The sequence below is a fragment of the Halogeometricum limi genome (genome assembly GCF_900115785.1).
Classification (GTDB): domain Archaea; phylum Halobacteriota; class Halobacteria; order Halobacteriales; family Haloferacaceae; genus Halogeometricum; species Halogeometricum limi.
Window position 1 is genome coordinate 82,907 of record NZ_FOYS01000006.1, and the last position, 22,148, is coordinate 105,054.

At 62.5% G+C, this 22,148-nt stretch carries 17 protein-coding genes; 7 read left to right on the forward strand and 10 right to left on the reverse strand.

Annotated features, from left to right (window positions below; all coding sequences use genetic code 11):
* Positions 1–15: 15 nt before the first annotated feature.
* Positions 16–1,581: a DUF4397 domain-containing protein gene (locus BM282_RS16115; protein ID WP_089882939.1), complete on the forward strand. Its 1,566-nt coding sequence runs from the start codon at positions 16–18 to the stop codon at positions 1,579–1,581.
* Positions 1,582–1,603: 22 nt separating this feature from the next.
* Here the strand turns inward: BM282_RS16115 and BM282_RS16120 are convergent, their stop codons facing one another.
* Together BM282_RS16120 and BM282_RS16125 are read right to left on the reverse strand one after the other, a co-directional pair.
* On the reverse strand, positions 1,604–3,001 hold the full coding sequence (locus BM282_RS16120) for a hypothetical protein (RefSeq protein WP_089882940.1): 1,398 nt from the start codon (positions 2,999–3,001) through the stop codon (positions 1,604–1,606).
* A gap of 399 nt (positions 3,002–3,400) precedes the next feature.
* Positions 3,401–3,964 carry a PAS domain-containing protein gene (locus BM282_RS16125; RefSeq protein ID WP_089882942.1) on the reverse strand — a complete coding sequence of 188 codons (564 nt, stop codon included), beginning with the start codon at positions 3,962–3,964 and terminating at the stop codon, positions 3,401–3,403.
* Between the two features lie 292 nt (positions 3,965–4,256).
* On the opposite strand from BM282_RS16125, the gene BM282_RS16130 reads away from it, so the two are divergent.
* Together BM282_RS16130 and BM282_RS16135 are read left to right on the forward strand one after the other, a co-directional pair.
* Positions 4,257–5,612, forward strand: coding sequence for a methyl-accepting chemotaxis protein (locus tag BM282_RS16130; RefSeq protein ID WP_217642721.1), 1,356 nt, complete (start codon positions 4,257–4,259; stop codon positions 5,610–5,612).
* A 90-nt stretch (positions 5,613–5,702) separates the two neighbouring features.
* The gene (locus tag BM282_RS16135; RefSeq protein WP_089882944.1) at positions 5,703–7,154 is read left to right on the forward strand and encodes a pyridoxal phosphate-dependent decarboxylase family protein; all 1,452 of its coding nucleotides are present in this window, start codon (positions 5,703–5,705) and stop codon (positions 7,152–7,154) included.
* A gap of 32 nt (positions 7,155–7,186) precedes the next feature.
* On the opposite strand, the gene BM282_RS16140 is transcribed toward BM282_RS16135, so the two are convergent.
* A complete protein-coding gene (locus tag BM282_RS16140) occupies positions 7,187–7,993 on the reverse strand; it encodes a hypothetical protein (protein WP_139229748.1) in 807 nt (268 codons plus the stop codon).
* 1,120 nt (positions 7,994–9,113) lie between these two features.
* Between BM282_RS16140 and BM282_RS16145 the strand changes: the two genes are divergently transcribed.
* Entirely contained in the window at positions 9,114–9,719 is a 606-nt protein-coding gene (locus BM282_RS16145) for a metal-dependent hydrolase (protein ID WP_089882948.1), read from the forward strand.
* Positions 9,720–10,412: 693 nt separating this feature from the next.
* On the opposite strand, the gene BM282_RS16150 is transcribed toward BM282_RS16145, so the two are convergent.
* The 4 genes from BM282_RS16150 to BM282_RS16165 all read right to left on the reverse strand — a co-directional run bounded on the left by BM282_RS16150 (position 10,413) and on the right by BM282_RS16165 (position 14,363).
* Positions 10,413–11,699, reverse strand: coding sequence for a glycosyltransferase family 4 protein (locus BM282_RS16150; protein ID WP_089882950.1), 1,287 nt, complete (start codon positions 11,697–11,699; stop codon positions 10,413–10,415).
* 4 nt (positions 11,700–11,703) lie between these two features.
* Positions 11,704–12,723, reverse strand: a complete 1,020-nt coding sequence (locus tag BM282_RS16155; RefSeq protein ID WP_089883175.1) for an NAD-dependent epimerase/dehydratase family protein — start codon at positions 12,721–12,723, stop codon at positions 11,704–11,706.
* Positions 12,716–13,741: an NAD-dependent epimerase/dehydratase family protein gene (locus tag BM282_RS16160; RefSeq protein WP_089882953.1), complete on the reverse strand. Its 1,026-nt coding sequence runs from the start codon at positions 13,739–13,741 to the stop codon at positions 12,716–12,718. Before BM282_RS16160 ends, BM282_RS16155 begins: the two co-directional genes overlap by 8 nt.
* 142 nt (positions 13,742–13,883) lie before the next feature.
* Complete coding sequence (locus tag BM282_RS16165; protein WP_245758402.1) at positions 13,884–14,363, reverse strand: GDP-mannose mannosyl hydrolase; 480 nt, start codon at positions 14,361–14,363, stop codon at positions 13,884–13,886.
* A 154-nt stretch (positions 14,364–14,517) separates the two neighbouring features.
* On the opposite strand from BM282_RS16165, the gene BM282_RS16170 reads away from it, so the two are divergent.
* Positions 14,518–15,528 (forward strand): NAD-dependent epimerase/dehydratase family protein, encoded by a 1,011-nt coding sequence (locus BM282_RS16170; protein ID WP_175501595.1) that lies wholly within the window; start codon positions 14,518–14,520, stop codon positions 15,526–15,528.
* A 107-nt stretch (positions 15,529–15,635) separates the two neighbouring features.
* On the opposite strand, the gene BM282_RS16175 is transcribed toward BM282_RS16170, so the two are convergent.
* Both BM282_RS16175 and BM282_RS16180 read right to left on the reverse strand, forming a co-directional pair.
* Entirely contained in the window at positions 15,636–16,973 is a 1,338-nt protein-coding gene (locus BM282_RS16175) for a sulfatase (protein ID WP_089882955.1), read from the reverse strand.
* A gap of 162 nt (positions 16,974–17,135) precedes the next feature.
* Positions 17,136–18,356 carry a glycosyltransferase family 2 protein gene (locus BM282_RS16180; RefSeq protein ID WP_089882957.1) on the reverse strand — a complete coding sequence of 407 codons (1,221 nt, stop codon included), beginning with the start codon at positions 18,354–18,356 and terminating at the stop codon, positions 17,136–17,138.
* Positions 18,357–18,816: 460 nt separating this feature from the next.
* Between BM282_RS16180 and BM282_RS18685 the strand changes: the two genes are divergently transcribed.
* Positions 18,817–19,575: a carbohydrate-binding protein gene (locus tag BM282_RS18685; protein WP_175501596.1), complete on the forward strand. Its 759-nt coding sequence runs from the start codon at positions 18,817–18,819 to the stop codon at positions 19,573–19,575.
* Positions 19,576–19,614: 39 nt separating this feature from the next.
* Complete coding sequence (locus tag BM282_RS16190) at positions 19,615–20,739, forward strand: hypothetical protein (RefSeq protein WP_089882961.1); 1,125 nt, start codon at positions 19,615–19,617, stop codon at positions 20,737–20,739.
* Between the two features lie 54 nt (positions 20,740–20,793).
* Here BM282_RS16190 and BM282_RS16195 read toward each other — a convergent pair whose 3' ends face one another.
* Positions 20,794–22,023 (reverse strand): glycosyltransferase family 4 protein, encoded by a 1,230-nt coding sequence (locus tag BM282_RS16195; protein ID WP_089882963.1) that lies wholly within the window; start codon positions 22,021–22,023, stop codon positions 20,794–20,796.
* Positions 22,024–22,148: the final 125 nt, after the last annotated feature.

A 22,148-nucleotide genomic window follows, 5' to 3' on the forward strand; every position in this document is an offset into this window, starting at 1 on the left:
ACGCGAGGACCGACCGTGACGCGCGTTCGTCGGTCCGTCCTCGCGCTTCTGTTGGTCGTCGTGGTCGTCACCGCCGGGAGTGTTCCCCTGGGCGTCGCGGCGACGACGGCGTCGCCAGCCGCCGCGACCGCTGTCGACTCGACTGCCCGTCTCGACGGACTCCAGACCGGTCTCGCGCAGTCGGACCCGTCCGGGCTTCCGACGGAGACGGCCGACCCCATCGCCCAACAGACGCCGGCCGAGAACGTCACTCGGGTCCGCGCGATTCACGTCGCCCCCATCGTCCCCGCCCTCGACTTCTTCGTCGAGAACGACGTCGTCGTCGCCGACATCGCCTACGGGCGAGCGAGCGAGTACGTCCGCGTCGAACCCGACCGGAGAGATTACGAGTTCGAGATAGAGGTCAACTCGTCGGGTGACGAGATATTCGAGACCGAAATCGAACTCGAACAGAACGTGGACTACTCCGTCGTGATGGCCGCGCGGACGTCCAGTTCCGGAGCGATCAGCTTCCAACCGGTGCTCACGACCGACGACTACGCTCGACCGACCGCAGAGAACGCCTCCGTCCGAATCGTCCACGCGTCGCCGGACGTCTCGCGGTTCGCGATGACCGTCGAAGAGACGGACACGGTGCTCGCGAACGGTCTCTCGTTCCGCCAGTCCGGTGACTACGTCACCCTTCCGGCGGGAGCGACGACGCTCGAACTCCGCAGTTCGACGCCGTCCGGAGACGTTCTGGCGTTGTTCGACGTCCCCCTCCGCGGGGGCACCGCTTACACCGTCGTCGTCACGGGTTACGTCGACGTCGAAGACGCGCCCGTCGACGTCCCCGTCGAACTCGTCGTCGTCGCCGACGTCGGCCCGGGAAGCGACGCCCGGATTCCGGCGAGCGAAGAAGAGACTCCCGCCACACCGCCGTCTATCCGCGCGGTCCACGCCTCGTCGTTCCTCCCGGCGACCGACGTCCGTATCGACGACCGAGTCGTGGCCGGCGGACTCTCGTTCGGCGACGTCAGCGCCTACGAACCGGTCGAGTCCGACACCGGCAACTACTCCGTCGACATCGCGGTGAACTCGACGGGCACGAGCATCTCCAGTGGCGTCGTCCCCCTCGCCTCCGGGGAGCGATACACCGTCGTGATGGCCGCGACGGTTCCCGAACCCGGCCGAATCGCGTTCGCGCCCACGCTCCTCGTCGACGACTTCGAGACGCCCGCCGCGGACACGGCCGCCGTGCGAGTCGTCCACGCGTCGCCGGACACCGCGTCGCTCGACGTGACCGCCGTACAGACGGGGACTGCGCTGGCGAGCGACCTCTCGTTCCGCCAGTCCGGTGACTACGTCGTCCTCCCCGCCGGCGTCGTGACGCTCGACGTCCGTGCGGACTCCACCGACGGGACGAGTGCCGCCGAGACGGTCCACGCGACGCTCGAAGACGGCTCCGTCTACACGATATTCGTCGTCGGCTTCGTGAACCCGGACGCGACCGGATTCGACGCGCCCTTCGAGGTCCTCCTCGCGGAGGATACGAGCGAACGCAGTCAGTCGACCGTCCCCCTCGAGTGCGGTGCGGTCTGAACGTCCGGCGATTCGGTTCTTTTCAGTCGTGTTCGGTCAGTTCGACGCGGAGTTCGTCGCCGCGCTGTGTGACCTCGAACCACGGTCCGTCGAGTTCGACGTTCTCCCCGCGTATCTCGACGTCGAACGACCCTTCCGGAAGTCTGATTTCGACGTCGAGTCTGTCACCGACTCGTTCGTAATCGACGGTCGGCCCCTCGACGTACACGTCCTCTCCGTTCCGTTCGATGCGCCACTCGCCCGACTCGACGTCGAAGTCGCGCCGGTTGTCCTCGGCCTCGAAGTCAACGTCGACGCCCCGGACGCGGAGTTCGCCGCCTCGCTGTTCGATGTCGAACCCCGGCCCGGTCACCTCCACGTCGTCGCCTCGCACCTCGACTTCGAGCGTCTCGTCCCCGACCGAAATCTCGACGTCGATGCGCCCGTCGTCGTTCTCGTAGTCGACGCCCGGCCCCTCGACGTCGACGCCGTCGTCGGTGTGGACGACGCGGAACGTGCGCGTCGGTGCGGATTCGAAGGTCGTCTCTTCGGCGGTGACGCTCGACTCCTCCGCGGCGGCGTCTCCCGTCTCGGACTCGTTCTGTGCAGATTCGTCCGCTCTCGTCTCGTTTCGCACCACTTCGCCGTCTCCCTCCTCGGGCGTCGTCTCCGCGCCGACTCCCGTAGAACGCTCCGTCACGTTCGGTGCGCCCGCCCGACCGTCGTCGCTCGTGACCGCCGTGTCACTCCCTTGGGCGTCGAGTTCGCGGGTCTCTGGATTATCGGCGTCCCTCTCTCCCGCGACACTCTCGGCGGCCGAACTCGACTCTGACGCTGGCGTCGACGTCGGACTGGGCGTCTCCGGGGACTCCGTCTCGGTGGCCGCCGGCGAGTCGGTGGCGTTCGAGGAGTCCGAATCGTCCGGTGTCTCGGTGGACGCGTCCGCCCCGTCCGACTCCGAGGCGTTCTCCGTCTTCGACTCCCCGCTCACGTCGCCTCCCGCCGTCGACTGACTGTCGGTGCTCGGCGTCGGTTCGACGTCCCGTACTACATCGTCTGAGCGACTGAGACCCGCACCTCGGGTCAGTTTCTCCCGCTCTCGCGTTCCGGATTCGGTTTCGGGTTCGGACTCGGCTTCGGACTCCATCTCTGCCTCGGATTCGGAATCAGCGCTCGGGGTCGAGTCGTTTCGAGTCGCCGTGACCGTCGTCTCCGACTCGGTGTCGTGGTCGCCTTCGGCCGCCGCTTCTACCTCGGCGGGAGGGACGAGTTCGGTGACGGTTCGCTGGACCATCTGGACGTCCACTCCGGCGGAACTGAGCGCAGAGACGAGTACGATCAGCGCCACGATGGAGTGCTTGTACATTGGCTCACCCAGTCGAGAGACGACCGTCTCGGCGAGTCGGAGTTCTCTCAGCGTAGATATTCGTCTCGTTACCATATGAACGACGAACCTATTTTGAGCGGTTCGCGTCGTCTAATCGAGTCCGAGAGTGGTTCGGGTGGGCGACGACCGGCCGACTCCGAGAGACGGCCCCGACGACTTCTGCACCCGTCGAGTTTACAACGACTTCCGTCTGCTCGTCGTCCTGACGTCTTCCGGACTTCGGCTAGTGCGGTTCGAGCGAAACGCGGAGTCCGACGCCCGACGTGTTTCGAACGGGCTATTTTGACCGCCGAACTGTTCACGACTGTCCAACGGGACAACTGAACTGCCGAAAGACGTGATTCGCTCCGCTCGCCTCCCCTCGGACTGGACGAGGTGCGTCCGTTCGAACGTCGTTTCCAGGCCCTCCGACGCCGAACAGTCGTGGTCGGTACCGATAGAAGGGAAACGTATCTATTCAGACGCTCGGGAGCCGACCGCTTCTTGCACTCCGAGCCAGTTGGTGACGGTTCCGCTCTCGTCTTCGAGCGGCGTCAGCGACACGCGGTTTCTGAACGGCGTCCCGTCTCGTCGGTAGTTCGTCAGTTCGACTGTCACCGACTCCCAGATGTCGACCGCTTCGTGCAGTCTCTCGACGGCGGGTCTCTCCGTCTGTGCACCCTGCAGCAGTCGGGGGTTCTCGCCGTGCAGGTCGCTCATCGAATACCCCGTCAGGTCGCGCCACGTCCGGTTTGCGACGCGGATTGGGTTGTCTTGGTACGCCGGCCCCGACAGCGTCAGTCCGAACGGGGCGTCGTCGAACACCCACACTCGCCAGACGAGTTCGCGTTCGCGGGCCGTCAGACCCGAACGAACGTCGGTGTCCACCCCGGCGTCGAGTTCCGCGAGTCCGTCGGCTACGGCCCGCTCGACGCGGGCCGCTCCGGGTCCGTGTTCCCGCAGGAGCGGTTTCGCCTCGGTTCGGAACGTCCGTTCGTCTGCGTCGAAGAGTGTCGCGAGCGTCCGGCGGAGCGCCATCTGTGTCTTCGCCTTCGCGTGCGGGCGCAAACGTCTGTCGCCTTCCCGGAGACTCGGTGGGGCGGCACGCTGCGTCGGCGTTCCGGACGGATTTTTCGGACGACGAGTCGGTCGGAGTATCTGTTCTGAGTTTCGAGCTGTCCGCGTCCAGCGAGAGCCGCAAACGTTGCCGAACGGACTAGTACGACAGAATGCGGTCTTTCTCTCCGTACGGTATCTCCACTGCAGAAAGTAATATCACCATTGATAATTTTCTCCATATCTTGATATGCTCCTCTTCCCGTTGGTGAGTATGAGCGAAACCGCGATGACAGGAGAGCGCCGGACCGCCGATACGGACGCGTTGTACGCGCCGCCCGCCGACGCGTCCGAAACCGACCGTCTCCGCCACGAACGCGACTTCTGGCGTCGGCAGTTCGAACAACTCGTCGAACAGTTCCCCGAACCAGCGATGGTCGTCGACGAGGGCGGCTATCTGACGCACTGGAATCAGCCGATGACGGAGTTGCTGGGTCGCTCCGGTGCCGAAGTCATCGGCGAACACTCCCGAGACGTCATCGGAACGAACGACGTGGACGAGATTCTCGCCGAGACCATCGTCCGGACCGGCGAGACCATCCGCGAGGACCGAGTCCGCTCGGGTGCCGACACCGACGGCGAACCGTGGCACGTCCGGGCCGCCGGTCAACCGCTCACGACCGCCGACGGCACCGTCGTCGGCGCGTTCGAGTTCGTCAGTCGCGTGACGGAACTCGTCGAACAGCGACGGGAGGTCGAACGGGTGGGGAACCGCATCGAAGCCGAGGTCGAAGGCGGCGTCGAGGAGTTGCTCGAGACGTCTCGTCGCGTCGCCGACCGGAGCCGAGAGATAGACGACACCGCGGGCGAACAGGCCGAACATCTCTCCGCGGTGCGCGCGGAGATGGAGTCGCTCAGCGCGACGGTCGAAGAGATAGCCTCCAGCGCCAACGAGGTGAGTCGGCGGACGAAGGCGGCGGGCGAACGGGCCGAAGCGTCCGAAGAGGCCGCAGAAGAGGTTCTCGCTCTGATGCGTGAGGTGTCTGCGGCGAGCCGAGAACTGAGCGAGAACCACGAGGAACTCCAGTCGTGGGTCGCCGACATCGACAGCATCGTCGACGTCCTCGACGACATCGCGGGACAGATCAATCTGCTCGCGCTGAACGCCTCCATCGAGGCCGCCCGCGCGAACGTGAAGGGGAACGGGTTCGCCGTCGTCGCCGACGAGATAAAACGACTCGCCGACCAGTCGAAAGAGGAGGTGAAAGACGCCGAGAACGTCGTCGCGCGCGTCACGGAGAACACGACGGAGACGTCGGCGAGCGTCGAGGAGACGACCGAACGGGTCGAGGAGACGGTCGACCGAGTCGAGTCGTTGAGCGAGAACCAGAGCCACATCAGAGAGACCGTCACCGAAGCGTCGACGAGCGTGGACGAGATCGCCCGGGCGACCGACGAACAAGCCGACAGCGCCGAAGAGGTGGCGAGTATGCTCAACAAGACCGTCGACGGCGTCGACACGGTCGTCGGCGAGGTGCGGGCACTCACCGGCGACAACGAGGAACTCGCGACGAAGGTGGTCGGCGTCCGCGAGACGGTGGGCGAACTCAGCGCGGACATCAACCAGTAGGGCGCTCTCGGTCCGACCCGGCACGACCTGACCCGTCACGACCCGCCCCGCGCGACCGTTTATCCGCACACCCGACGAACCGACGGTACCATGAACCGTTCTGCGCTGCCCGACGCCGGATTCATCGACCCCAGCGGAGCGAACGACGAGGCCGTCAGAGACCTCACAGAACGGGTCGTCGACGGTCTCCTCGCGCAACTCACCGGGGCGTCGGAGCGGTCGCCGCTTCCCGACGACCCGACTTCGCTCTCGGCGGCGATTCCCGACGAGTCCCGAGAAAGCGCCGAACTACTCGCCGACCTCGAAGCGGCCGTGGAGGGGTCGATGAACCCCGCCGCCCCCGGATACATCGGTCACATGGACACGGTGCCGACGACGGTGTCCGTGCTGGGCGACCTCGTCGCGTCGGCGGTCAACAACAACATGCTGAGCGTGGAGATGTCGCCCGTGTTCTCCGAGTTGGAAGTCCGACTAACCGAGACCATCGCTACCGAGTTCGGACTCGGCCCCGACGCCGGCGGCGTTCTCACGAGCGGAGGGACCCTCGCGAACCTCCACGCGCTTGCGGTCGCCCGAAACGACTCCTTCGACGTTCACGAAGGTGGTCTGGCCGCCGTCGACCGCGAACCGGTCCTGTTCGCGTCGTCGGTCGCGCACACCTCTCTCCAGAAGGCCGCGATGCTGCTCGGACTCGGTGCGGACGCCGTCGTTCCCGTCGAGACGGACGGCGACTCCCGGATGGACCCGGTCGCACTGGACCGTGCGGTGACGGACGCGAGAGAGAGCGGTCGAGCACCCTTCTGCGTCGTCGCGACGGCCGGAACGACGACGACGGGTAACGTCGACCCGCTTCCGGCGATACGGAACGTCGCCCGCGAACACGACCTCTGGTTCCACGTCGACGCGGCCTACGGTGGGGCACTCGTCTTCTCCCGCCGAGAGCGCGACCGCCTCCGCGGAATCGACGCGGCCGATTCGGTGACGTTTAACCCGCAGAAGTGGTGCTACGTGGCGAAGACGTGCGCGATGGCGCTGTTCGCCGACGCCGACGTGCTTCGCGAGGAGTTCCGAATCGGTGCACCGTACATGCGGGGCGACGACGCGATACCGAACCTCGGCGAACTGAGCGTCCAGGGGACCCGCCGGGCGGACGTGCTGAAGTTGTGGCTCACCTTCCAACACCTCGGACGCGACGGACTCGAACAGTTACTGGACGAGAGCTACCGCCTGACCGCACTCGTTCGTGACCGGGTCGAGCGCCGCGACTCGCTCGAACTCGCCAGCGACCCGGAGACGAACATCGTCTGCTTCCGGGCGACGCCCGACTGGTGCCCGCGGGACGAACGAGACGAACTGAACGGCCGACTCCAGCGAACGCTCCTCTCCGAGTACGACGTCTTCGTCTCGCTTCCGACCTACCGAGGCAGTCGATGGCTCCGCACCGTTCTGTTGAACCCGTTCACGGGCGAAGAGACGCTCGACGACCTGTTCGAGGGCGTCGACACGTTCCTGCGCGCGGCGCGGTCCGAGTACGTCTCCTAGGCCCGTGTCGGCGCGGAAGACGCGATGGGCGACTACTTTCGCCGCCCCCGCGCCGCCGCACGGGCGGACGTAGGAACTCCTCGGGGAACCCGCAGGTCCGCGCCCTCCTTCGGCGGGTCGCCCGTGTAGTCCTTCGGTGCCATCCGTCCGCCGACGCCTCGGCAGTCGACGAGGTGTGGTCTCGCGCGGCCGTGCCGACTCCCCGAGGTGATTCGCGTCGCGAACTGCAACCGCTCGTATCTCGGCTTGTTGAAGAACGCCCACCCGCTTCGCGCCGGTCCGGCCTTCGTGTAGGGTTTCGCGGCGACGCAGTCGACGCACGTCGACCCGTCGGTACCGAGTCGGAAAGCCGTGTGGGCGAACTTCTCCGCGTAGACGTTCTGCAGGTGGACGTCGCCGCCGTATCCGGCGTGTCGGTCGTTGCGGTGGGGCGGATTTCCGCTGTTCGAACAGTAGAACGGCTGGTACCAGTCGGTCACGAACCCGTTTCGGAACGTCGCCCGCCCGGCGTGGTCGATGGCGGTGAACGCGAACGCGTGGCCCCCTGCGTCGTTCGACCCGCCGGACGTCGTCCCTCCAGTGTAGAACCCGTCCAGGACGAACCGCTCGCCCTTCGGAACCATCACGGCGAAGACGTGGCCCACGCCGCCCGCCCGGGCGTTCACCCCGCGTTCGATGCCGACGTTCGTCCACCGCCCGCCCGAGTCGACAACGATACGGACGGACCCACCGTTCGGCACGACGAGCGTGTTCGACAGGTCGTCTTCGGAGGTTCGGAACACCCTGCTCTCGCCTCGTTCCAGTTCGATGACGGACGGTCCGACGTCGTCGACGCTCATCTCGTCCGGACCGTCCGCCGCGGTCCGAATAGCCGTTGGGGCCGCGGGCGACGACCCTCCGACCGCGAACCGCGCCTCTGGGGGTCCGGCTCTCCCACTCGTGAGAAACGCGCCCGCGCCGGCTAGTCGAAGGAAGCGCCGTCGCGGGAGGAGACGCTCCTCGTCCATACCAGTCCTACGTCGCGAACCAGCATCCCCGAGCGGGTACCATCGGGATACCGTCGATACCCTCGCGCTCGTGTTACTGTTCGGGACCGAAGCAATGGCCCAGGGCTCACCCCGTTTGATCGGTGGGGGACCCTTGGGTACAAAGCTGGTTGGAAAAAGGGTACTGGCAAGGAACCAGTAGCATTCTACATCGAAAACGGAACGAGGTTGTCCGCGGCACAGGTTAGGGGCAAAACAAAGACACCGCTCTTCCCTCGAACATTCAATAGCGACAAGCGACCATATTTATCATTCCATCTACATATAGTTCCACACGAAAACATGAAAGTGACACTAACTAAACCACGCGTATATTTGTGCGTCTTGTTGCTAATACTAGCATCTGGGTATGTTAGACCGTCCAACGACCGTTCTAATTCGGTTGCCATCTTTAATGGTTCTAACCTAGGTTCTGAAACAGCAGTCGAAGCGTCTCTCTTTCCTTGATTCACCCGAATCCACGCATCAGAGCCGCTCTCTCCGGTACGTAGTCTCAACTTCCAAACAAGCTATTTACTATAGCACTATAAGATTTATAGATTGCATATTGCCGGCTTGGAGTGGCTGTAACGCACGAATTCGGCATTTTAGCATTGCTCCCGATTCACTTTGTTTTAGCCCAATAAAACAAAGTCTGTTTCAAGGGTTAACGCTGTCTGTCGGCCTTACTCGATACGCGATACGCATTGGGCCTTAGTAGGGGGAAGCAGTCGCTTTCAGTCTCCGAGACACGCCCGATATCGGATTCGATTCCCTTCGGCAAGTAGCTTCGTCGACGAAGAACCAACGCTCGTGTGGGGCACCGCTCTCGAACGGAACGCCGGCGCGAATCACCCGTGGCGGACACGAACGTCTCGGTTCGAGAGCGTCCGACGACAACTATTTGACGGCCACTGTCGATTCTACGTACATAATGTGGCCTCATGGACATTTATCGGTCGGGTATATACTCTACTCCGCGTACACGCGTGTACAACTCGACAGACCGCCCGAGTGGCCTGCGATGTTTCTCATACTCGTCGGTACGCAACTTCCCGACCTGATCGACAAACCGCTCTGGTTGCTCGGTATCCTCCCGAGCGGTCGAGCACTGGGACACTCACTCCTCTTCGCCGTTCCTCTCGCCGTACTTGTGACGCTAGCGCTGCGGCGCGTGTTCGACGCACACTGGTTGGGAGTCGCGTTCGGTATCGGGTACGTCTCTGCGTTGCTCGGTGACGGGGCTCTGTTCTTGATACAGGGCACTCTCACCAGAGACCTCGTCGAGATTTCGTTCTGGTTCTGGCCGTTCAACTTACCCGCAGGACAGATCGTCGACGCACTCGGCGTGACTCCGGGAATCGCCGCGGCCATCGCACAGAAGAGCGCGTGGACCGCTGCAAACCTTCCGGACGGTGCGCCACTGAGGCTGTGGATTCGGTCCTTCGAACTAGCCGCGACTGTCGTCGCCGTCTTGATGTGGATGTACGACGGGATGCCCGGTGTCGACACGCTTCGTCGCCTCTACTCGAACCGCTAGTTCGACGTCGAGACCAGTCGAGCGACGGTCCACCGACAGAGACCGACATCCCCGGTGGTATGACGAGGTTATGTACCTAAATGTCAGAACTAGCACCTGAGGCGCACGAGGGGGGCTCGTTGACACCAACAGCGGAGAACCACCAGGCACGGATAGAGTCGGTCTAGAAGACACAGAATTCACGGTCGGACGGGGCTACACACCGAGCCCGCATTTTATGTCGGATTATTCCAAAAATGTCTATGAGAATATAATTCTGAGGTGGTTTCACAGCGTCTGTGCCGACCACTGAAGGATGCGGCCTTCGCAAACGACGCCAGCAGAACCGTCGGTGCTATCATTATATATATATCCTCTGGCCAGTGAATAAAACGTGTAAACTGATAGATTATTCCTCACGGACGTAAATTTGGAAGTGACTACCACGGAAGGCTGTTCGTCGCTCTCGACGGTTAGGAGTTACATTGTTACGCTTGTAATGGTATATTCGAAGACATCTAACTCGGAGCAGATGGGAGAGCGCGAATAGTTTTCGACTAACCCCGGTTTACGCGTTCGCGAGCGAGTTACGTGCGGGTCGTACTCTGGTACTCGAAGGAAAGACGACCGATTCGTCGATGAAAATCACGTGACGGTAGACGGCTGTCCGGCGAAGTAACGGCCCAACGAACCGGTAGAGAGTGTCTCTCTCCGTCAGTTGCGGAGGAGATATTCTCTGGAGACAGGTTCGGGAGCAGTGCCGCTTAGCACCTCGTAGTAGGCGTCGATGGAGCGAGTCGCCGTGAAGTTCTGCTCGAACGCCTCGCGTGCGTTTCTGCCCTGTATCTCGACGAGTTCGGGGTCGTCTCGCCATCGCCGTACCGCCTCGACGACGCCTTGGACGTCACCCTGTGCGACAGTGATTCCGGCGTCGGCCTCGCGGACGATGCGAGATTCGTCGTCGTCCGGTTGCGCGATACAGAGGACGGGGGTGCCCGCCGCCATCGAGGTGTACAGTTTACTCGACACACAGACGCCTTCGAAGCCCTCGCGGACGGCGACGATAGAGACGTCACCACAAGTGAGACTGTACGGCAGGTCGTCCCAGTCTTGATATGGGAGGAACTTCACCGTCTCGTCTTTCACGCCCAAGCGTTCCGCGAGTTCGACGATGTTTCGTTTGTTGTCCCCCTCGCCGATGATGAGGAACTGGACCTCCTCGTCTTCGAGTTCCGCCGCCGCTTCCACGACCGTCTCGAGGTCGTGAAAGTGCGCGATGTTCCCCGAGTAGAAGACCGTAAACGGCTCGACCAGTCCGTGTTCGTCACTGAACCAGTTGTCCGCTTTCTCTCTCGGTTCGATGAACGTCTCGTCCTCCCAGTTGTGGATTATCTCGACCTTCTCGGGGTCGAACCCCGGGCCGGCCCGCCGAATCACCCGCTCTCTCATCACGGGGCCGAGGACGACGACGTGTGCCGCGTCGTGCAGAGCGTACTGGTGGAGTCGTGACCAGAGACGAGTGACGAGGTCGTCTTCCGAGAGGTATCCGAGTTCCACCGGTTGGTCCGGATAGAGGTCGTAGACGACGTACGTGTACTCCCAGCCACGGAGTTTGGCGACCGCCCACATGGCGACCGGGAGCATCGGTGGGTTCGAGACGAACACGAGTTCGCGCTCGCGTCGTGGTCGACTGACGAGGAGTGCGACCGACATCCAGACGGTGAAGACAGCCCAGTTGAACAGGCGTCGCGGGAGCGACGACTGGCGAAACTGCGGCGCGCGGATGCGCTTCACTAAGACACCGTCGTGTACCGACGTTCGAGGCTGTCTGTCGTTGGAACCGCTGTGATAGTTCGGTTGGCTCGTGTAGACGGTCATGTCCAGCCCCCGGTCTTCCAGGCCGACGGCGAGTTCCGTCATCAACTGGCCCGTCGACGCCGTATCGGGGTGAAAGTACTCGGTGACGAGTGCGAACTCTTTGTCCGCGTTCGTGTCGCTCATCGTCTCACCGTTCGTGGAGGAGCGTCTCGAGGTTCTCTTGGACGTACGCCTTGTCGCGGTTGTTCACGTACCAGTCGAGCGTGTTCTCGATGCCCTCTTCGAGGGTGTACTGCGGTTCCCACCCGAGAAGCTCTTCGGCTCGCGTCGTGTCCGCCGCTCGGTGTCTCACGCCGACGGGTTTGTCGGTCATGTACTCTATTTCGGAGGGTTCCCAGTTGAGCCGCTCGAATATCGCCTGTGCGGCCTCGTTGATGGTGACGTAGCGGCTGATACCCGCGTTGACGGGCGTCGCGTCGGTGATGTTCTCCGAGGCGAGTCTGAGCGCGCGGGTGATGTCTCGTACGTACGTGAAGTTACGCGTCTGTTCGCCGTCGCCCCAGATGCGGAACGGGTCTTGCTCGGCGTAGGCTTTGGCCATCAGGGCGACGATAGCGTGCGTCTCGTTCTCACGCGGGCCGTACGCCGTGAAGATGCGGACGGAACTGGCGTCGATTCCGTACTGTTCGTGGTACGCCTGCAGCGAACGCTCGCCCATCAGCTTCGCCCAGCCGTACACCTCGTCGGCGTACGCGCCGCCTCGTTCGTCGAAGCTGACCATGTCTTCGCTGAGCCGTCTCCGCTCTTGTTGAATGTCGGTGGGGTACGTGCAGGCGCTCGACGCGAAGGTGATTCGGTCGACGCCGTTCAGCGCCGCCGTCTCGAACACGATGTTGTCGAGTGCCATGTTCGTCGCACAGTTGGCGGGGTAACTCGAGATGTAGCCGCGCCCGCCGTGGTCCGCGGCGAGGTGGAACACGGTGTCTACGTCTTTCGTCGCCTCGTCGGCGAACTCCCAGTGTTTGAGGTTCCCGCTGACGATTTCGACGTCGTCTCGGACCGATTCGAGGTTCACTTTCTCGCCGCTCGAGAAGTCGTCGGCGACGCGGACGTCCGCACCCGCCGCGACCAAGTCTTCCACCAGGTGGCTCCCGATGAACGATGCGCCACCGGTGACGAGGACCCGTTCGCCCGTCCACTCACTCATCTTGCTGCCCTCCATCGGCCGCGACGGCCTGTCTCGTGTGTCCGAGTTCGTCCTCCGCCCACTCGTAGACGCGCCGGAGGCCGTCGTCGATAGAGATTGTCGGTTCCCACTCCAGCGTCTGTTTCATCTTGGTCATATCTGCGGCGTATCTGTCGGTTCCGGTCGGTTTCGAGAGGTCGTGTTCGATGGAGAGGTTCTTTCCGCTGATCTCGATGATTTTCTCGGCCAGCGAGGTGATGCTCACCACGTCGTTCGAGTTTCCGAGGTTCAGCGGCGTCCCGTCGGTGTCTGTCTCGACGACGCGAATCATTCCGTCGACGAGGTCGGTTACGTAGATGAACCCGCGTTCTTGGCTCCCGTCGCCGAACAGTTCTATCGTCCCGCCGTCCGCCGCTTCGATGACCTTTCGGCAGAGCGAGGGGATGACGTGACTGCTCGACGGGTCCAGGCTCTCGCGGGGGCCGTAGGCGTTGAAGATTCGGACGCTGTCGGTTTGCATCCCCGTGTCTTTGCGGTACGCGTCGCAGGCGACTTCGCCGAGAACCTTCGCCCATCCGTACGTACTGTGTGGGTCGGCGGGGATGCCCTGTTCCTCGGAGAACAGATTCAGGCCGTCATGTTGCTGGCGGTAGATACACGCGCTCGAGGCGAACAGAAACCGGTCGACGCCGTTGATACGGGCCGCTTCGAGCATCTGCTGATTCATGAGGACGCTCGGTGTGAGACCACCGACGTTCTCGCGCTGGATGTAGTGAATTCCGCCGACGCTCGCGGCGAGGTGGAACACGGTGTCTACCCCTTCGGTCGCCGCGACACACCCGCTGTGAGTCGTCAGGTCGACTCGTCGGAGTTCGATGTCCTCGAGGAGGTGTTCTATCTTCCCGAGGTCACCCCGAGAGAAGTTGTCCGCGACGACGACATCTGCACCCAGTTCGACGAGTCGTTCGGTCAGGAAAGAGCCGATAAATCCACCACCGCCGGTGACGAGCACTGAACAGTCTTTCCAATCGACTATCATGTATAGTCTCTCAGCCGTTTCTATCTTATAACTTACTCTACACTATGGTTCACGAGAATATCTGTATTCGAAGCGTCTCGACGGGGCCGAACAGAGCGCTGCACGGCGAAACGGCGGTTGCGGCCGAGAATCGTCGCGGCGCTCAGTCGAACACCTCCTCCACTGCGTCGAGGTAGCGCTCGACGTACGGATGGAACGACGGGAACGGCGGTTCGAAGACGCGAAGTTCCGCGTGCTGGTCGTCGGGGCGCAGTTCGTCGGACTCCGGCCGGACGAGGAACGCGGTGGCGAGGTAGTGTTTTCCCACCACGTCGTCGAACTCCGACGTATCGTAGAAGTGCTCGAACGTCCCGAGTCGTCGCTCGACGGAGACTTCCGTGCCGAGTTCACCGCGAGCGACGCGTTGAAGCGCGTCGGTCAGCCGTTCACCTTTCCAGACGGTTCCACCGGGAACGAACCACGTTCCCTTCGCGGGTTCGTTCTGTCGCTTGCCGAGGACGATGCCGCCGTCGTGTTCGACGACCATGTCCACGGAGACGAGGGGGACGTGCTCGACGACTGTCTTCCAGTCGTCGTCCGACAGACGGTGCGAATCATCGACTTCGTGGGGTAACTTCGTCACGCGTGTGTGTAGCTCTCACGACGCAATGTATCTGAGGGATTCGACGACGGTGGCCGTCGAGTCGGACCCGACCCGACGTTCTGTGAATGCTGATATTCACACTCCGTCTGCTATATGCTATTGATTTAACACTAAGGAGGTGGATGAGGAAGGTATGGGCTCGAAAGTGTTCATCACCGGAATCGCGGGATTCCTCGGGAGCCACATCGCCGACGCCTTCATCGAAGATGGGTACGAGGTGTGTGGGGTCGACAATCTCTGTGGAGGGTACCGAACGAACGTACCCGTCGAAGCGGACTTTTACGAGGTGGACTGCACCGATTTAGATGGGTTGAAGGATGCAATGGAGGGGGCAGATATCGTCTACCACGCCGCCGCTCGGGCGCACGAGGGCCTCAGCGTGTTCTCGCCCGCACAGATCAACGAGAGTATCTATCAGGCGACGACCTGCACGTTGTCGGCCGCCGCCGACTGCGAAGTGGACCGTTTCGTCTACTGTTCGAGCATGTCCCGATACGGCGCCCAAGAGACGCCGTTCACCGAGGACATGGAGCCGAAGCCACAGGACCCGTACGCGATCAGTAAGGTCGCGAGCGAGGAGATGACTCGGCTGATGGCTGAGATACACGGGTTCGAGCACGTCATCGCCGTGCCCCACAACATCATCGGACCCCGTCAACGATTCGACGACCCGTTCCGAAACGTCGCGTCGATATTCATCAACCGGATGTTGCAGGGCAAACAGCCCATCATCTACGGAACCGGCGAACAGAAGCGCTGCTTCACTTTCGTCCAAGACGGCGTTCGTCCCCTGAAAAAACTGGCACACCAGGACAACGTGGTCGGCGAGATAATCAACATCGGTCCGGACGACGAGTTCATCACTATCAACACGCTGGCGAAGGTCATTGCGGACATCCTCGAGTTCGACCTCGACCCTATCTACATGTCCGACCGTCCGCAAGAGGTCAAACTCGCGAACTGTTCGGCAGACAAGGCGAGACGCCTGCTCGGCTACGAGACCGAGTACACGCTTCGCGACGGACTCGAAGAGATGACCGACTACATCAAAGAGCACGGGCCGCGCGAGTTCGATTACGAACACCTCACGCTGGAGATCGTGAACGACCAGACGCCGGAGACGTGGACCAACCAACTCATCTGAGACGCCGCCGGTGACACGGTTCGGCGACGTACCGTCTCGGAGGCGCGGTGTGTGGTCTGTTCGGGCGTATTCTTTCTATCGTCGAAAATGGTAGCGCGCGTTTCTGTTCAGCGGTAGCCCAAGTCCTCTAGTCGCGCCTCCACGTCCGCGGTCAACTCCTCGTCGACGGACTCCCCAACGTCGAGTTTGTGGCTCCGCAATCGGGCCTCTGCGGCGTCTTCGAGTCGCGCTACCGCTCGGTCCGTGACCGAACTCGGGTCGACACGTCGCATCGAGTCGACCTCGAAGAGGCGACGTTCGCCGGCAATTTCGTCGGCTTCGTAGAGCCAGTCGTCGGAGCGGACCCCGACGATGGGGTTGCCGCCGACTTCGTGCTCTGCGACGACGTAGGCTCTGGACCCGACGCCCGGCGCTCGTCCCTCGTACGACTCCGGAACGTCCAGACCGAGAGCCTCGTGGAAGAGCGGCGGGAGGTCGAGGAGGCTGACGAGTTCGTCCGCAGCGTCCGCGACCGACTCCGGCGCGTTCAGCACGACGAGAGGGACGTGCAGGAGTTCGTCGTACATACGCTCGGGCTTGCCGTACTTGCCGTACTCACCGAACAGTTCCCCGTGGTCCGACGTGAGGACGACGAGCGTGTCTTCGAGCAGACCGTTCCGTTCGAGGGCGTCGAGGAGGCGCTCGACCTGCCGGTCGACGTATCTGATGGCGGCGCGGTAGAGCGCGAGCATGTCGTCGATGTCGTCCTCCGAGAGCGCGTCGGGGTTCCGAATCAGCGACGAGTACCACTCCGAGACGGTGGCGTTGTCGACGTGTTCGACGCCGAACGCCGCTCTGTCGGCACGCGGGGGGAAACAGGGATGGTGTACGTCCATGTAGTGTGCCCAACCGAAGAACGGCGTCCGCGTCTCTGACAACCACGCTATCGTGTCGTCCGTGATGACTTCGGCGCTGACGTACGGGCGTGACTTTCCGCTGACCGCTCTGTAGCCCGACTTCAGCAGTCCGGTGAAGTTCACCAGGTCGTCCAGTCGCTGGATTTTCGGATTGTTTATCTCGATGCCGCGGGGGAATATCTTCGTCGCAACGCCCATGAGGGGGTTCTGGTAGTCTTCGAACGCCTCGAACCCGACGTCGTAGTGAAAGTGCGACGAGAGGAACGGATTGCTGTGGAACCCGCCCGTAGCCAGTCCCCTGTCGCCGAGTTCGACGGCGACTCGCGGCCGTGCGTCGTCCAGCGGTCCGAGTCCGCCGTACGACAGTGGGAGCGTCCCGGTGAGCATCCCCGGGAACGACGTCGTCGTGCCCGGACCGGTCGCAAACGCACGACTGAAGTCGATTCCCCGAGACTCCAGTCGCGGCGCGGCGGAGAGCGAGGGCTTCATCGTCTGCCACGTGTCGTATCGAAGCGAGTCGATGGTCACGAGAAGGACGTTCTCAACCATGGTGCTCACCTCGGTTCTCGTCTTCGGTGAGAGTCGCTACCGCGTGTTTGCCGGTGAGAACGCCGTTCGCCTCCCGGACTGAGAGGTACACACTCATTACGTACCACTGTAAACTGTCTATCGCATAATATTATTTTCTCTCTGAAAAGTGCGGTGGAGCGACTACGAGTCGGCGATCGTACTGAGGAAGAACGCCGTGAACACCAACTGCATCCCGAGAATCATCGCCGTGAGGGCGACGACGCTGCTGCTCAGACTGGGCAGAGCAGTGAGACCGCTCGCCCACCAGTTGAAGATGGCGTACCCCGAGTACAGCGCGCTTGCACCGAACACGAGTACGCCCGTGGTCGCCCCGTGTTCGAGTTGGACGTGGTCGATGATAAACCGAGTTATCGGGTCTTTCGCCTCGCGGACGGGTTCTCCCGCTACCGTCGCGAACGCGCCGAGACACGTGACCTGTGCGCCAACCAGAATGAACAGGCTTCCGGCGAGTATCGTCCGAATGCTCGGGACGAACGGACCGATGGACGCACCGGAGAGTGCGACGAGCAAGACGAACAGTCCGAGCGACGAGAGGAGGATTCCCGGCCCCGAGAACAGATAACCGGGAGCGTTGATGAGCATGAACCGAACGTGCCGCCAGCCGTCTCGGAAACTGTCGAGTGTCGCCTCACCCTTACGGGGATGGTACGTTATCGGAACTTCCTCGATGACGAGTCCGCGCGCACCCGCCTCCATAATCATCTCGGAGGCGAACTCCATACCCGTCGAACCGAGGTTCATCCTCTCGTACGCATCGCGGCTGAACACTCGCATACCGCTGTGCGCGTCCGAGACGTTGGTTCCGTAGAACGTGTTCAAGAACCGCGTCAAGAGGGGATTACCGACGAACTTGTGAAGAGAAGGCATCGCGCCAGGGAGAATCTGTCCCTGAAGTCTCGAACCGAGGACCATGTCCGCCTTTCCGACACGTACCATCTCGACCATCGCCGGCAACTCCTCGAAGTCGTACGTCGTGTCCGCGTCACCCATCGCGATGAGTTCGCCGCGAGTTCGCTCGAACGCGTACCGGTACGCGTAGCCGTAGCCCGCGCCGTCGGGCGTTACCACCCGAGCGCCCATCTCGCGCGCGATTTCCGGGGTCCGGTCCGTCGACGAGTCGGAGACGACTATCTCGCCCGGAATCTGTAGCTCTTTGAGTGCGACTTTGATTCGTTGGATGCACTCGGCGATTCCCCCTTCCTCGTTCAGCGTGGGCATGACGACAGAGAGAACCGGCGTCTGCTCGCTTTCGGCAGTCACGAGATACTCTTCCTCCGCTGACTGCCCGTTCAGTTCGGTCGGAACCGACGACGTACCACTCGGCCGCGCTTGCGTAGACATCCTATTTTTCCTCGAATTACCGCAGTTGCTCTGTTAGACGATATCCCCGCGTCCGATTGACAAGTTGACAGTTGAACATAAGTCTTTTTCTATCATAAATGTGAGAGTCACAGATATTGAAGAGTTCTCGATTCAGTGACGACGGTTCCAGAGTGGACCACCGCGTTTCATCCCCTCAAAGTAGCTTTGAACGGCGTTCAGCACCCCCGTTCGAAATCGTCGACCCGGTGGTCGAAAAGATATCAATATTGATGAATTCGTAGTAGTGCTGTCTGGATGATAGCCCCCACATAATATCATAAATAGTATATTTCGATAAGAAACTCGTCCTCGTCTGTTGAATATCGAAGATAAGAAAAGATATGTAAAATAATCTAATCTAGTTGTATAGCCCGTTCTCGGTTGACATACTATCATGCGATTACGAAAGAAGAAGCCGGTTCTCCGGTACAGGAAACGTATGGGTGAGCAAGATGGAACAGACGAAATCCGCGGCGATTCGACCCGTTTGAGTCGCCGCTCGTATCTGGCACTCGGGGGAAGTACGGTTACAGCAGCCCTCCTCGGCGGTTGTCTCGGGGGGACGAGAGGCACCGCAGCGGAGATGCAACCGATTCGGTCGTTCGGCTACGGTGGGGCACCGGTCGTCGCCCAGCAGGCGATGGTCGTAAGCACCGCGACGAAAACCGAGACCGAACCGAACGACGACCGAAGTCACGCGACCAGCATCGAAGTCGGGGACACGGTCGCTGGCACGTTGTCGTCCGCAGAGGTCGACTGGTACGCGTTCGACGTCGACTCGGGGAGAACGTTCACCGCCGAACTCGAACGGGCGAGCGCGGACGGCGTCTCGCTCGTCGCCGTGTTCGGACCGGACGGCGACAACCTCGACCAGGTGTACGTCGGGAGCGATACACCGGTCCCGGTCACCGAAACCGCAGCCCAGTCTGGAACGTACTTCGCAGAGGTCGTCGACATCAACCAGAGCGCCAGCGACTACACGCTTCGGGTGAACTGGGCAGGAGACCAGCCGACAGAGACGCCCACGCCGACGTCGACTGAGACAGCCACACCGACGCCGACCGAGACGTCAACACCGGCACCATCTCCAACGCCGACGCCGACCGAGACGGCCACACCGACGCCGACGCCCATCTCGGAACCGGAGTACGGAGTCGTCGGCTATGGCGAGGCCAAATACGGCGGCCAAGCCAGCTAACGACCGCATCGAACGTCGACAATCAACAAGAGAGAAACCATGAAACACGGAATACTCACGATACGGAAGAATCAACTCGAAGCAATCGAACAGTGGCTCGGCCACGAGGTCGACCTCGTCACGACGACGTACAACCAAGGCCAGTGGGGAGCGAGCGGTATCACGTGGGACGACAGCAACAAGCTCTCGGTCCTCGAACAACTGTTCGGGAGCAACACCTCCCGACAGCTCGTCGTCGCCTACGAGATGGCCGGCGCGGACCGCGGCAACTACGAGGCAGTGGCCCGCGGCGACCACGACGACAAGCACCGAAGGCTCGCCCGCGAACTCGTCAGCATGGGCATGGGGGACACCATCTTCCGCCTGAACCACGAGTTCAACCTCGAGTGGGGCCACAAGTCCGCGTGGGACAACCCCGACGCGTACCGCGACGCGTTCGCGCGGACCGTCCGAGAGATGCAGTCGGTCTCCGGCGCGAACTTCACGTTCTGTTTCGCCCCGGCGCGCAACCGCCTCGGCGTCGCCCCCGAAGCGTGGCCCGTTCCCTCGAAGTACTGGCCCGACGGCGAACCCGCACCCATCGTGACGCCGTCGCTGTACGACGCGCACGGCACCTACCCCGACGACCTCTCCACCGTCTCCGACAGCGAACTCGCCGACCTCCGGAAGAAGGCGTGGGGCAACATCAAGAGCCTCATTCAGATGTGGGAGAACTTCGCCGCCGAACGCGGTGCGGGCTTCGGGACGGCCGAATGGGGCGTCGCGAACGACGCCTACCCCAACCCCGGCGGTGGCGACAACCCCTCCTACATCCGGAACCTCATCGAGTACGGTGAGTCGAAGGGATGGGAGTTCCAAGCGTACTGGAACGCCGCGTCGGCGTCGGGCGGTGGCCACCGCGTGTACCCGCCCAAGGCGGACGGACTGCCGAACGCGTCCGCGGAGTTCCAGAACATCGTCGGCCAGCGCCTCAGCGGCGGCACCTCAGACGGTGGCTCCACCGGCGACGGGTCGACGACCGACCCGGCCCAGTACGGCGACTACAACACCCCCCAAGAGGGAACGGTCGACTGGCACATCCCGCTCAACGAGAACTTCGCGGACATCGAAGCGGACATCAAGGACCTGGCCGCTCGCATCGCAGAGTTAGAGCAGTCCAACTGACGCCGCCTTCGCGGGGCCACCCGCATCCGAAGGCGGTGCGACGAATCGGACGAACTACCGGGCGGCCCGCACGACGCTGTCGAGAGACGCCCGAACGCGTTCCATCTCGCGTGACCAGTTGTACCGGTCCTCGACGGCACGGCGGCCGTTCTCTCCGAGCGCCCGTTGGTCGCTTTCGGAGAGTTCTCGGATGCGGTCTGCGGTCTGTGACGGCGTCGTCGCCGGGGGAAGGACGACGCCGCAGTTCTCTTCTTCGACGATGCGTTCGACCGGAGCCATAGCCGTCGCGAGCACCGGTAGTCCGAGCATCATGTAGTCGAACAGTTTGTTCGGGACGGTCAAGTCGGTGAGCGGACTCACCTCGTGCGGGATGACGCCGACGTCCGCGGACGCGAGTATCTGCGGGACCGCTTCGGAGTCGACCCAGCCGAGGAACCTGACGTGTTCGTCGACGCCGAGTCGTTCGGCCTGCGCCTCCAGCGCGGACTTGTGCGGTCCGTCGCCGGCGACGACGAAACGGACGTGCGGGTCACTCTCGTGATTCAGTTCCGCCATCGCGTCGAGAATCGTGCCGAGGCCGCGGAACTCGTTTAGAACGCCGACATAGACGAGCGTGAGCGCACCGCCGTCGGCCGCGACGGCCGCCGTCTCCGTCGTCTCGTCGGGAATCTCCTCGAGGTCGGGCGTGTTGCTCACGACGACGAGTCGACTCGGAGAGATGCCCTTTTCGACCAACTGCTCTCGGCGTTCCTCGACGACGACCCACGTCTGGTCGGCGAGTGCGATAGTCGCTCGTTCCATCCCCCACACGAGACGTTCGTGCTGGAGTATCGACCCCACTCGCGAGTTCGACGGGAGAGAGTTGGCCAGACCGACGTAGTTCTCGCGGAGGTCGAACACGACCGGAACACCGACCAGTTTCGCCGCGAGAGCGGTCGGAATCCCCGCGCGGATACCGTCGACGATGACCACGTCCGGTCGGTCCCGGACGAACTGCAGAACGAGCCAGAGGAACCAGAACGGATTCAGCGGAACCGACGCCCGGAGGACGGTGGCGAGCCTCGGGGTCCACCCCCACGAGAACCGTCGTACCGTTCCGTACGGCAAGTGCTCTGTCACCGGGTCGTCTTCGCCGTCCGCCTGCCCCCGGGCGGGGTCGAACGACGTGTTCCGAGCGTAGATGACCACGTCCTCGCCGTCTCTATCGAGGTACTTCGCGAACTTCTTCGTCCGAACTTGTCTGTCTACGGGATAGTTGCTCTGTACGGATATTGCTACTTTCATTGTCGTGGCTCCGCCGGGTGTTCGTCTGGCAGCCGTGCAGAGACAGTGTCTTGCCAACTAATTGAATTTATGGGGTCGTCGACGACGGCAGTATCTCTCAGCGGGCCCGACTCCCGCCGCAGGAG

Coding starts and splice junctions, on each gene's coding strand:
- BM282_RS16175 (WP_089882955.1), bottom strand. CDS start 16,973: ATGGTTGAGAACGTCCTTCTCGTGACCATCGACTCGCTTCGATACGAC.
- BM282_RS16190 (WP_089882961.1), top strand. CDS start 19,615: ATGAAACACGGAATACTCACGATACGGAAGAATCAACTCGAAGCAATC.
- BM282_RS16140 (WP_139229748.1), bottom strand. CDS start 7,993: ATGAGCGTCGACGACGTCGGACCGTCCGTCATCGAACTGGAACGAGGC.
- BM282_RS16170 (WP_175501595.1), top strand. CDS start 14,518: ATGGGCTCGAAAGTGTTCATCACCGGAATCGCGGGATTCCTCGGGAGC.
- BM282_RS16155 (WP_089883175.1), bottom strand. CDS start 12,723: ATGAGTGAGTGGACGGGCGAACGGGTCCTCGTCACCGGTGGCGCATCG.
- BM282_RS16135 (WP_089882944.1), top strand. CDS start 5,703: ATGAACCGTTCTGCGCTGCCCGACGCCGGATTCATCGACCCCAGCGGA.
- BM282_RS16125 (WP_089882942.1), bottom strand. CDS start 3,964: ATGGCGCTCCGCCGGACGCTCGCGACACTCTTCGACGCAGACGAACGG.
- BM282_RS16180 (WP_089882957.1), bottom strand. CDS start 18,356: ATGTCTACGCAAGCGCGGCCGAGTGGTACGTCGTCGGTTCCGACCGAA.
- BM282_RS16145 (WP_089882948.1), top strand. CDS start 9,114: ATGTGGCCTCATGGACATTTATCGGTCGGGTATATACTCTACTCCGCG.
- BM282_RS16130 (WP_217642721.1), top strand. CDS start 4,257: ATGAGCGAAACCGCGATGACAGGAGAGCGCCGGACCGCCGATACGGAC.
- BM282_RS16160 (WP_089882953.1), bottom strand. CDS start 13,741: ATGATAGTCGATTGGAAAGACTGTTCAGTGCTCGTCACCGGCGGTGGT.
- BM282_RS16150 (WP_089882950.1), bottom strand. CDS start 11,699: ATGAGCGACACGAACGCGGACAAAGAGTTCGCACTCGTCACCGAGTAC.
- BM282_RS16195 (WP_089882963.1), bottom strand. CDS start 22,023: ATGAAAGTAGCAATATCCGTACAGAGCAACTATCCCGTAGACAGACAA.
- BM282_RS16120 (WP_089882940.1), bottom strand. CDS start 3,001: ATGGTAACGAGACGAATATCTACGCTGAGAGAACTCCGACTCGCCGAG.
- BM282_RS18685 (WP_175501596.1), top strand. CDS start 18,817: ATGGGTGAGCAAGATGGAACAGACGAAATCCGCGGCGATTCGACCCGT.